General features: G+C 63.9%; 12 protein-coding genes and 1 pseudogene. 4 read left to right on the top strand and 9 right to left on the bottom strand.

Annotated elements, in window-relative coordinates:
• Positions 1-167: 167 nt before the first annotated feature.
• From smpB to prfB, 4 genes and pseudogenes are all read right to left on the bottom strand, one after another.
• Complete coding sequence (gene smpB, locus JF66_RS05265; RefSeq protein ID WP_035876061.1) at positions 168-644, bottom strand: SsrA-binding protein SmpB; 477 nt, start codon at positions 642-644, stop codon at positions 168-170.
• Between the two features lie 79 nt (positions 645-723).
• Positions 724-1,637, bottom strand: a pseudogene (gene ftsX / locus JF66_RS05260) (permease-like cell division protein FtsX).
• On the bottom strand, positions 1,634-2,806 hold the full coding sequence (ftsE, locus tag JF66_RS05255; protein WP_035876057.1) for a cell division ATP-binding protein FtsE: 1,173 nt from the start codon (positions 2,804-2,806) through the stop codon (positions 1,634-1,636). Before ftsE ends, ftsX begins: the two are co-directional and overlap by 4 nt.
• Positions 2,807-2,890: 84 nt before the next feature.
• Positions 2,891-4,003, bottom strand: coding sequence for a peptide chain release factor 2 (gene prfB / locus JF66_RS05250; RefSeq protein ID WP_035876053.1), 1,113 nt, complete (start codon positions 4,001-4,003; stop codon positions 2,891-2,893).
• 69 nt (positions 4,004-4,072) lie between these two features.
• On the opposite strand from prfB, the gene JF66_RS05245 reads away from it, so the two are divergent.
• From JF66_RS05245 to JF66_RS05230, 4 genes are all read left to right on the top strand, one after another.
• Positions 4,073-5,332 (top strand): MFS transporter, encoded by a 1,260-nt coding sequence (locus JF66_RS05245; RefSeq protein ID WP_035876050.1) that lies wholly within the window; start codon positions 4,073-4,075, stop codon positions 5,330-5,332.
• Between the two features lie 29 nt (positions 5,333-5,361).
• Positions 5,362-5,895, top strand: a complete 534-nt coding sequence (locus tag JF66_RS05240) for a GNAT family N-acetyltransferase (RefSeq protein ID WP_035876047.1) — start codon at positions 5,362-5,364, stop codon at positions 5,893-5,895.
• Between the two features lie 62 nt (positions 5,896-5,957).
• Complete coding sequence (locus JF66_RS05235; protein WP_035876073.1) at positions 5,958-6,401, top strand: nitroreductase family deazaflavin-dependent oxidoreductase; 444 nt, start codon at positions 5,958-5,960, stop codon at positions 6,399-6,401.
• 2 nt (positions 6,402-6,403) lie between these two features.
• On the top strand, positions 6,404-7,060 hold the full coding sequence (locus tag JF66_RS05230; protein ID WP_035876044.1) for a pentapeptide repeat-containing protein: 657 nt from the start codon (positions 6,404-6,406) through the stop codon (positions 7,058-7,060).
• 15 nt (positions 7,061-7,075) lie between these two features.
• On the opposite strand, the gene JF66_RS05225 is transcribed toward JF66_RS05230, so the two are convergent.
• The 5 genes from JF66_RS05225 to JF66_RS05205 form a co-directional block, all read right to left on the bottom strand.
• The gene (locus tag JF66_RS05225; protein WP_035876070.1) at positions 7,076-7,960 is read right to left on the bottom strand and encodes a DMT family transporter; all 885 of its coding nucleotides are present in this window, start codon (positions 7,958-7,960) and stop codon (positions 7,076-7,078) included.
• An 87-nt stretch (positions 7,961-8,047) separates the two neighbouring features.
• Positions 8,048-8,329: a hypothetical protein gene (locus tag JF66_RS05220; protein WP_035876041.1), complete on the bottom strand. Its 282-nt coding sequence runs from the start codon at positions 8,327-8,329 to the stop codon at positions 8,048-8,050.
• A gap of 229 nt (positions 8,330-8,558) precedes the next feature.
• Positions 8,559-9,020, bottom strand: a complete 462-nt coding sequence (locus JF66_RS05215) for a pilus assembly protein TadG-related protein (RefSeq protein ID WP_051973149.1) — start codon at positions 9,018-9,020, stop codon at positions 8,559-8,561.
• The gene (locus JF66_RS05210) at positions 9,017-9,502 is read right to left on the bottom strand and encodes a hypothetical protein (protein WP_035876039.1); all 486 of its coding nucleotides are present in this window, start codon (positions 9,500-9,502) and stop codon (positions 9,017-9,019) included. Before JF66_RS05210 ends, JF66_RS05215 begins: the two co-directional genes overlap by 4 nt.
• Complete coding sequence (locus JF66_RS05205) at positions 9,477-9,830, bottom strand: TadE/TadG family type IV pilus assembly protein (protein WP_035876064.1); 354 nt, start codon at positions 9,828-9,830, stop codon at positions 9,477-9,479. Before JF66_RS05205 ends, JF66_RS05210 begins: the two co-directional genes overlap by 26 nt.
• Between the last annotated feature and the right edge of the window lie 391 nt (positions 9,831-10,221).

The raw sequence follows: 10,221 nt of genomic DNA, 5'->3' as shown, positions 1-10,221 counted from the left end.
GTTTACGAGATAACCCTGCATCCTCGACCCGCTTCTCATAATTGCGCAAACAATGTCGAAACCGATCATCCCCATGATGGGGTGGTTGTCACACGCTGTTGAGTTGTCGCTGTTCGCCTGCATCACGTGCAGTCCTTCACTCTACATCGGATCAGTGCGCCGGAAAACTAGTCCCCCAGGTTACGACGGGCCGACATCGCCCGGTCCGACTCACGCTTGTCCTGACGTTCCCGAAGGGTCTGCCGCTTGTCGAATTCTTTCTTGCCCTTGGCTACCGCAATCTCCACCTTCGCGCGTCCGTCCAGGAAGTAGATTCTCAGCGGAATGAGGGTGTAACCACCCTCTTTGGTCTTGTGGCTGATTTTGACGATCTCCTGCTTGTGCAGCAGCAATTTGCGCTTCCGACGCGGAGGATGGTTGGTCCAGGTCCCGGCCGTGTATTCGGGAATGTGCACCGCGTCGAGCCACATCTCGCCACCTTCGATGAAGGCGTAGCCGTCGATCAACGACGCACGTCCGGCGCGCAGCGATTTCACCTCGGTGCCGCTCAGGACCATTCCGGCCTCGTAGGTGTCACCGATGGAATAGTCGTGGCGCGCCTTGCGGTTCGACGCTACAACCTTCTCGCCACGTTCCCTAGGCACAGCACTCTCCAATATCTTGAGTCGCCCGATCATGCACCGGGCAGCCCATCAGTCTAGCGTGCTCGCCAGATCAGTGAATTTAAACCTTGAGGTAACGCGTGATCGCGAAATTGGCAGAGAAGGCCGCCAGCACAGCGCCCACGACTAACAGGATCGGCACCACGACGATCGCGTCATCCATTCCCACGAGCGCGAATCCGGTCAGCCTCGCCCCCAGATAACCCTGCACAAAGAAGTGCACGATTCCCACGATCGCCCCTCCAGCCAGAAGGGATCCGAGGAGGGCCGCGAACACACCCTCCAGAATAAACGGCGTTTGAATGAACCGGTTCGACGCACCCACCAGCCGCATAATGCCGAGTTCACGCCGCCTCGAGAAGGCGGACAGTCGAATCGTCGTGGCGATCAGCAGGGCTGCTGCCACGAGCATGAGCCCGGCGATTCCGATTGCCGTATAGCTGGCCACATTCAGCACCGAAAAGATCTGGTCGAGATACTTGCGCTGGTCAGCGACGTTTTCGACGCCGGAGACACCGGACAGGCTCTCGACGAGTACATCGGACTGAGACGGATCCTTCAGATTCACCCAGAACGTCTGGTTGAGCTGTTCCGGGGTGACGTAATCGGCCACGGGGTTGCCGGCAAACTGGGTCTGGAAGTTTTCGAAGGCCTGTTCGTGGGTTTCGAAGTAGAACTTGTCAACGAACGGCGCCAGAGTGTCCGAGGTGAGCTGGGCCTCCACAGCGGCGATCTGCTCCGCAGTGGCCTCACCGCCGGCGCACGTTTCACCGGACGAGACGTCGGTGCACATGTAGATTCCCACCTGCGCCTTTTCGTACCAGAAATTCTTCATCTGGCCGATCTGCATCTGCATGAGAACGGCGGCGCCCACAAAGGTGAGCGAGATGAATGTGACAAGCACGACGGATACGACCATGGAGCGTTGCGCCGCAGGCCGTGAGCGGCCTCGGAGAGTACGAGTGCAAGTCTCATCGGGTGGGGCCCACGTTCTGCTCGCCGGTTTGGTCTGGGTTTTCGCCGGGAGCACGAAGCCCGAGCTTCTCCGCCAGCGTGAGCTGCTCGGGTGCGTCATGCTGAGTGACGGGCAGCACGGGGCGCGTCATCGTCGGGCCACCATCGGCGACCTCGTCCGGTTCGGGCTCCGCCTGGGGCTCGGGAGGCGCATAGGGCTCGGGCATCCGCGGCATACCGGAATCGGAGACAACGGCGGCTCGCGGAGCCGGCACAGTGTCCGCCACCACGGCGACCGGAACGACGGCGACGGGAACGGTCTCCTCCGGCGCGGGCGTGCGGGGCGCGGCGGCGGGTGCCGGGGGAAAGGTGAAGGGCTTGCTGGAATCGGCTTCCGAGACGATCGTCTGCGCGGGCGGGCGGAACGTCGCGGGGCCGGACGAAGACGGCTCCGCCGATACCGCAGCGGCGGGTTGGCCTGATACTCCCTGGCTCACGGGTATCGCTGCCGTGGCGTAGCCGCCCTGACGTTCGTCGCGCACGATCGTTCCGTTAGCGAGTTCGATCACACGGCGCTGCATCTTGTCAACGATCCCGGCCTCGTGCGTGGCCATGATCACCGTGGTGCCGCCGGCGTTGATGCTCGCGAGGAGGGCCATGATCTCGGCGCTGGTGGTCGGGTCGAGGTTTCCCGTCGGCTCGTCGGCCAGAAGGATCTGCGGTTTGTTGACGATGGCGCGCGCGATGGCGACGCGCTGTTGCTCGCCGCCGGAAAGCTCGTGCGGCAGTCGCTGGGCCTTCTCGGCGAGCCCCACCATCTTGAGCGTGTCAGGCACGGCTTCCTGGATGAATCCGCGAGACTTGCCGATCACCTGCAGGCTGAAAGCCACGTTGTCGAACACCGTCTTGTTCGGCAGCAGGCGGAAGTCCTGAAATACCACGCCGAGATTGCGGCGGAAGTAGGGCACCTTACGGTTGGAGATCGACCTCAGGTCATGGCCGAGCACGTGGATGCTGCCGCTCGTGGGCTTTTCTTCCTTCAGCACGAGACGCAGGCAACTCGATTTTCCCGAGCCGGAGGCGCCGACCAAGAACACGAATTCGCCGCGCAGAATCTCGACATCGATGGAGTTCAGTGCCGGTCTGGTTGTACCGGGATACTTCTTGGTGATGTGATCAAATCGAATCATGGCAGTTCGAGCCTAGGCAGGCATCCGGCAATTCGCCACAGCGACATGCCTTAACCCAGCCGATGGGCAGCAGTGGCGGTCCGTTTAGTCCTGAGGAGCCGTCTTGCGCCAGCGGATGCCTGCGGAGATGAAGCCGTCAAGGTCGCCGTCAAAGACGTTGCTGGGATTGTTGACCTCGTAATTGGTGCGAAGGTCCTTCACCATTTGGTAGGGCGCGAGCACGTAGCTGCGCATCTGGTCGCCCCAGCTCGCAGTGATGTTGCCGGCCAGTTCCTTCTTCGTGGCGGCCTCCTTCTCCCGCTCCAGCACGAGCAGACGCGATTGGAGCACGCGCATCGCCGCCGCACGGTTCTGAATCTGGCTCTTCTCGTTCTGACAGCTCACCACCGTGCCGGTGGGAAGGTGTGTGATGCGCACCGCGGAGTCGGTGGTGTTCACCGACTGGCCGCCGGGGCCGCTGGAGCGGAAGACGTCGACGCGGATGTCGTTGTCGGGCACCTCGATGGATTCGGTCTGTTCGATCAACGGCACGACCTCGACGGCGGCGAACGACGTCTGGCGTTTTCCCGCCGAGTTGAACGGGCTCATGCGCACGAGGCGGTGGGTGCCGGCCTCGACGCTGAGCGTGCCAAAGGCGTACTCAGCGTCCACCTCGAAGGTCGCCGACTTGATTCCGGCCTCCTCGGCATAGCTGATGTCGAGGACGCTCGTGCGGTAGTTATGCTGCTCGGCGTACCTCAGATACATACGCAGCAGCATCTCGGCGAAGTCCGCGGCATCCACTCCCCCGGCGCCGGCACGGATCGTGATCACGGCGTTGCGCTCGTCGAATTCTCCGTTGAGCAGCGTCTGCACCTCGAGGGCGCCGAGCAGCTTCTGCAGGCTCGCGAGCTCGGTCGCCGCCTCATCGGCCGATTCCTGATCGCCTTCGCCGTCGTTGGCCATGCCGACGAGCACCTCGAGGTCGTCGAGGCGAGATTCAATGCTTTCGATCTTGGCGAGCTCGGACTGGCGATGGCTGAGGGCGCTCGTCACCTTCTGGGCGTGCTCCGTGTCGTCCCACAGGTCGGGCATGCCGGCCTCACCATTGAGGTCTTCAATGTCCGATTTCAGGCGATCGATGTCGATCACCGACCGAATGTCACCAAACGTGGCCCGCAACGCGGCGATCTGCTCCGAATAATCCAAGTCAATCATGTCGGTGTCCAGCCTACCCGGCCCGGTTGGTGTAATCGGAGGTGCGCGCCAGGCGTAGCATCGAAATTCATGACTGAGTCCGCGCCACCCTTCAGCCTGCGGTCCGTCGCCCTCGCAGCGTTCCTGCCCACGCTGCTCTTTTCCATCGGTGAGGGCGCCATCATTCCCCTCATTCCGCTGGTCGCCAACGACCTTGGAGCAACCCTGGCCATAGCCGGATTCATCTCGGCCATGATCATGCTCGGCGAGCTGGTTGGCGATATTCCGAGCGGGTTCATCGTTTCCCGTATCGGCGAGCGCAATTCCATGTTGTGGGCCTCCCTGCTCACCATCATCGCCGTGCTCCTCTGCGTGGCCGCGCCCAACCCGCTCGTGCTGGGCGTGGGCATCTTCATCGTGGGAATTGCGACCGCCGTTTTCGCCCTCGCGCGGCATGCCTTCATGGCCAGCTATGTACCGCTCGTGTATCGGGCCCGTGCCCTTTCGACGCTCGGCGGTGTTTTTCGTGCCGGCTGGTTCATCGGCCCCATTCTCTCTGCCGGGTTGATCTTTGTCACGGGCAGCACGCAGTCGGCCTTCTGGCTCTTTATCGCGTGCTGCCTCGCAGCGGCCACCATTCTGCTGGTGCTGCCGGACCCGTCGGGCATGTTCAGCACCCGCGCGTCGCGCAGAGCGCCGCACCCGGATAGCACGAGCCCCGACGATGCCCCGAACGCCCAGCGAGCCCCGGGCATTTTCGCCACCATCCGCGCCAACCGGGAGGTGCTCGTGAGGTTGGGCACGGGGGCGGCACTGGTCGGAGCCCTGCGGGCCAGTCGAACGGTGATGCTGCCGCTGTGGGCCGTGAGCATTGGTATCAGCGCACCTCACACGGCGCTGATCATCGGCATTGCCGGCGGGGTCGACTTCGCCCTGTTCTACGTGAGCGGCCAGATCATGGACCGCTTCGGCCGGATGTGGAGCGCAATCCCGTCCATGATCGGCCTCGGCGTCGGACACCTCGTGCTTGCCCTCACTCACGACCTGCCCACCAACGTCGAATGGTTCATCGGCATCGCCATGTTCCTCTCGCTGGCCAACGGCATCGGCAGCGGGCTCCTGATGACTCTGGGCGCCGATCTCGCGCCCCGCAGGCATCCGGCCGCCTTCCTCGGCGCCTGGCGATTCACAGCGGATGCCGGCAGCGCTGCGGCGCCGCTGGCCGTGGCCGGCGTGACCGGACTGGTCTCCCTCTCCCTCGCCAGCGGGATTATGGGCGTGGTCGGGCTGGTAGGGGCCATACTGCTGTATCGGTACATTCCGCGGTACGCACCGTTCCGACCCCGCTAGGTTCGTTCCACCCCTGATAGGCGCCACACATGCTCACGATCCACACCGAACGGCTGCTTCTTCGTCCTTTCGTCGGCGATGACGCCGATTTTGTCTTTGACGTGTACTCGCGTTGGGAGGTGCAGCGCTACATCGGCGCCGTTCCCCGAGTGATGGCATCCCTGTCGGAGGCCTTCGACCACATCCGCGCCTGGCACGACCTCGACGACGGTGTGCACGGCGTCTGGGCGGTCACGGAAGCGGACAGTGGAAAGCTCCTCGGTAGCATCCTGCTCAAATTCATCCCCGCGTCCGGCAGCGACCTCACCGTGTGTCCGTCGGGCGACACGGAGATCGGCTGGCACTTCCACCCCGACGCCTGGGGTAAAGGATGCGCGAGCGAAGCCGCATCCGCCGTTCTGAAACATGCCTACTCGCAGGACCTCGGGCGAGTCGTGGCGGTGACCAACCCACTCAACCTCGCCTCGCAGCGCGTCTGCGAACGCATCGGCATGACGCACGAAGGCGTCACGGAGGACTATTACAACGCTCGATGTGAACTCTTCGTCGGAACGGCGGCCTAGCGATACCGGCAGGTTGACCCGCCACCGGGAATGTTCCGCGTTCGCCACCGGTTGTGCAGATCATGCCCCTCATCGGAGAATACGAAGCCAGCACTGCCCAGTGGGTACGTGACCAGGTCGATCTGTACGAAGGCTCCGGCGGAACCGAGGGCACCACACTGCGTGGCCTGCCCGTGATCGTGCTGACCACCCTCGGCGTCAAGTCAGGCAAGCTGCGCAAAGCACCGCTCATGCGTGTCGAGCACGAGGGCCGCTACGCGGCCGTCGCGTCGCTCGGCGGCAGCCCGAAAAACCCGGGCTGGTACGCCAACGTGGTGGCGCATCCGCTCGTGGAACTGCAGGACGGCACCCAGCGCTGGGATATGGTCGCACGCGAAGTCACCGGAGACGAAAAGGCCGTGTGGTGGGAGCGTTCCGTGGCAGCGTTCCCCGACTACGCCGAGTACCAGACCAAGACCGATCGCGTCATCCCACTCTTCGTGCTCGAACCCGTTCCGGCCGCCTAGGCGTGGCGAGGCCACGCACCCGCGGTCCGGCCATCGACCCGCTCCGACTCGATGACCTCAGCGACAACGATGGTTCTGCCGTGCGCAGCGGCGACAGCCTGGAGGCCCAACGCTTCAGCGGATGCGACCTGAGCGGCCGCGATTTCACGGGGGCGACCTTCACGGAATGTGAGTTCACGGCGGTCACGTTCACGGAGACGAAACTGCGCGGGGTCACGTTCTCGGAGTGCCTCGCGACCGATCTGCATGCGCCCGTGTTCAGCGCGCCACGCTCGACCTGGCGCGACGTGCGCGTGGACCACGCCCGACTGGGTTCGGTGGAGGCCTATGACGCCCAGCTACGCGGCGTGCACATCGACGGATCCAAGCTTGACTTTGTGAACCTGCGCAATGCGACGCTCACGGACGTGCTGATTTCGAACTGCATCATTGATGAACTCGACCTCGGCAGCGCCACGGTTCAGCGTCTGGAGCTGCAGAATTGCCGCATCGGAACGCTCGACGTGGGCGGCGCGAGGCTCAAGGACGTTGATGTTCGCACGAGTGATTTTTCCGCCATCCATGGGCTGGAGGGCCTGCGCGGCGCGACGATCGACGACGCCCAGCTCGCCCTCCTGGCACCACTGCTCGCGGCCCACCTGGGCATCATCATCGAGTAGTCATGGAGCCGAGCGTCACGGAATCGCGGTGGCAGTCAGCTCGAGATCGGAACGGGGACGGTCGCGCTGCGTGGCGATGGCTGCGCCCGCGGCCACGCAGACGACGACAATGGCGATCTGCTGCTGCAGCGTGAATGTCTCACCGAGCACGAGCGCGCCGAATGCGGCCGCGATGACCGGCCCGAAGCTCGTGATGATCGAGTAAAGGCGCGGCGTGATGCGACGAAGAATATACGTGTCAACCGTGTACGGGAAGGCGGAGGACAGCACTCCGATCAGGGCGAGTAACGCGATGATGCCCCAGTTGAGTTGTGCGAAATCGACGGTGAAGAGGGCAAGCGGTACGACCAGCACGAGGCTCATGAGACTGGCGATGGTGATGCCCTCGAGCCCGGGGAATTCCGCGGCCACACGTCGGGTCAGCAGGATATACGCGGCCCAGGCTGCCGCGGCGGTGAGGGCGAGCGCGATGCCCAACGCGCTCAGGGTGCCGTCGGACCAGGTGAGTAGAAACACGCCGCCGGCTGCCGCGCTGGCGCACACGAAGTCGAGGGGGCGGCGGGATGTCGCGAGGGCCAGTCCGAAGGGCCCCAGAAATTCGATCGTGGCGGCGATCCCGAGGCCGAGCAACCCCACGGCCACATAGAACGTGACATTCATAATTGCCAACACGACGCCGAGGAGGAGGGCGGGCCAGACTCGGTTCCAGCTCAGCGTCGACAGTTTCGGTCGGTAGAACGGCAGAATGACACAGACCATGACGATCTGGCGCGCGGCGACCACGACCGGCGATCCGACGACCGGTATCAGCAGGCCGGCCAGGCTCGAGCCGAAGTTGATACTGACCTCGGTGGCCAGCTGCGCTCCCGCGCCGTTCAATCGATCCCGCTTGACGCTCACAAAATTCCCCTCGGCACCAGAGTGGTGCGATACCGAGAGTATCGGCTGCAGCATCCGTCACCTGACGGACTGCGGCGAAACGGTGGATCAGTCCGGCAGCGGGATGAAGTGGTACTCGCTCGTGAGGTGTTCCCTCTTGCAGATTCCGCAGTAGAGCACTCCGGAAGTGCGCATGGCGATCACGCGCGACGAGCACTGGATCACCTTGGGGCCGCAGCACGGCGAGATCACCATAAAGCCGCCGGGTTCGTTGGGGTTGTGCCCGCTCAAACCGCGCTCGTGGTGTACCCCTTCACAGGGAAAATTATTGTCGAAGTCGAGCAGCTCGACGATTTCAACGTCAAGTACCGCATCAAGTAGCGCATTCATGGTGGAGACGGTCCATCCGAGCAGGAGGTGGCAGCCGCACAATGAACGCATCACCCGGCGGCGACCGCACCGGCTGAACGACGAAAAATCCGTCGGTACCGCCAACCGGGGTCCGGGGCTGGACAAAAACTGAACCACCCGGCCGAATAATAAAAGCCACCTACAGAGTAAGCGGCTTTCGATGACGGCTACGTGTTCTGTGAATGATACACCCCGAAGCTTAAAACTGTTACCACAAAACCGAGCGCGCCACGGCGGTCACGTTCACCGGTAAGCCGGCGGGGATAACGAGGGTCAGAACCGGCGGTCGCCACCAGGCGCTGAGTGTCACCCTGGCGCTGTGACCGTCGGAGGAGGACGCCTCGATCACGGTCAACTCCTCGAAATCCTCATGGGGCAGGGCCAGATACTCGGTCACGGCTGCCTCCACCTCGGACTGTCGAAGCATTCCCTCCGTGCCGGTTGCCCCCGGCGCTGCCGTGCCGAATTCGAAGGCCTCAGACCCGGCGAGCGCCGCGCCATCCGCCAGGGTGAACAGTCGCTTGCGTTCCAGATACAGGGACGTCGCCGCGACCACCACAAGGATCAGCACCAGGGACAGAAAGCCGAAGAAGATCGTCAGCAGCAGGGTGGATCCCTCATCGTCGGCAGCACCGTGAAACGCTCGTCTGCCCGCGCCTGCCGCGGTCACTGGGTAGCCCAGAATCTCGACACAACCTGCGTGGCCGTGGCTTGCACGGGCACGCTCGCCGCGCCGCGCACGGACAGCACGTCGGGTACCAACGGGAGGGCCACGCTGATCCGCACGGTCACGGTGACGGCGCTGTGTCTGGTGAGACAGCCGGTCGTGGCGGCCGTGCAGTGAATGTCGACCTGTGCCGCCCCGGCCTCCAACCCGTAGTCGGCGAGGGCAAACTGCACAGCACGCTCGGCCCGCGTCTGGGCCGTGGCCTCGTCGGGCGCCTGAACGTACACCCGCGCGGCCTGCCGAGCGGCGCCCTCCACGGCGAGCGAACCGCCCTGGAGCGCCGACATCGCCACGACGAGGTACACGAGCGGGACCAACAGGATAAGGCCCGCCGTGATGAACTCGAGCGAAGCCGAGCCGCTTTCCCCGGCGTAACCGTGCAGGTGAGGACGCCGGGACTCAGCCCAGCGTTTCGCGTGCCGCATGGCCTTCCACCTCCAGCCCTCGAGCGACCCCAAAGAGGCCCAGCAGCGGGAGCGGCGTCACGACGCGAACCTGAACGCTGGGGAATCCCCCCTGCACGGCGTAGCGTGCGGTCACATCGTGGGCGTATGCGGGCCCGACAGCCGTCGTGATCAGATCACGCGTACGTTCGGCACCCTGCGCCAATCCGCTGTCCGCGAGCGACGCGAAACGCGCGCCCTCAGCGGCCGCGTCCAGCACGGTGTTGCGCACGTGCAGAGCCAGCGCCAGTTGCAAGACCGCCAACGTCAGCACGGTGAGCAGCGAGACGACCATCACGAACTCTGCCACAGCCGACCCACACTCGCCGGAGGCCGGGCCCGCAGAGGGGCCAGATGACAGGCGCAAGCGAAGCAGTGAGCCGGTGCGGAGCATCCGTTTCATGGTCACGAGGACAGGAGGCGCTGCTCTAGATTCCGCTGACCCGGGCGATGGCCTGCTGAAAGACTCCGCTGAGCGCCGGGCCGGCCAGGCCCCAGATAATGATGACCAAACCGGCCGTCATGAGGGTGATGAGAACCCAGCCGGTTACGTTGCAGTGTTGGTTGTGCCTCACTTTGCACTTGAGTAACAACCCGAGACTGAAAATAGTGCACTATTGTACATGCCTCACGTGGACGACTGCACCCCGTCGTTCGCGGGAAGGATCTTCGCGGCTGGTGTCAGCCCTGATGCAAGAATG

Source organism: Cryobacterium sp. MLB-32 (assembly GCF_000738085.1).
In the GTDB taxonomy this organism is placed as follows: domain Bacteria; phylum Actinomycetota; class Actinomycetes; order Actinomycetales; family Microbacteriaceae; genus Cryobacterium.
The sequence above is the reverse complement of the archived record's forward strand: the minus strand, read 5'-3'. Positions and strand labels throughout refer to the sequence as shown.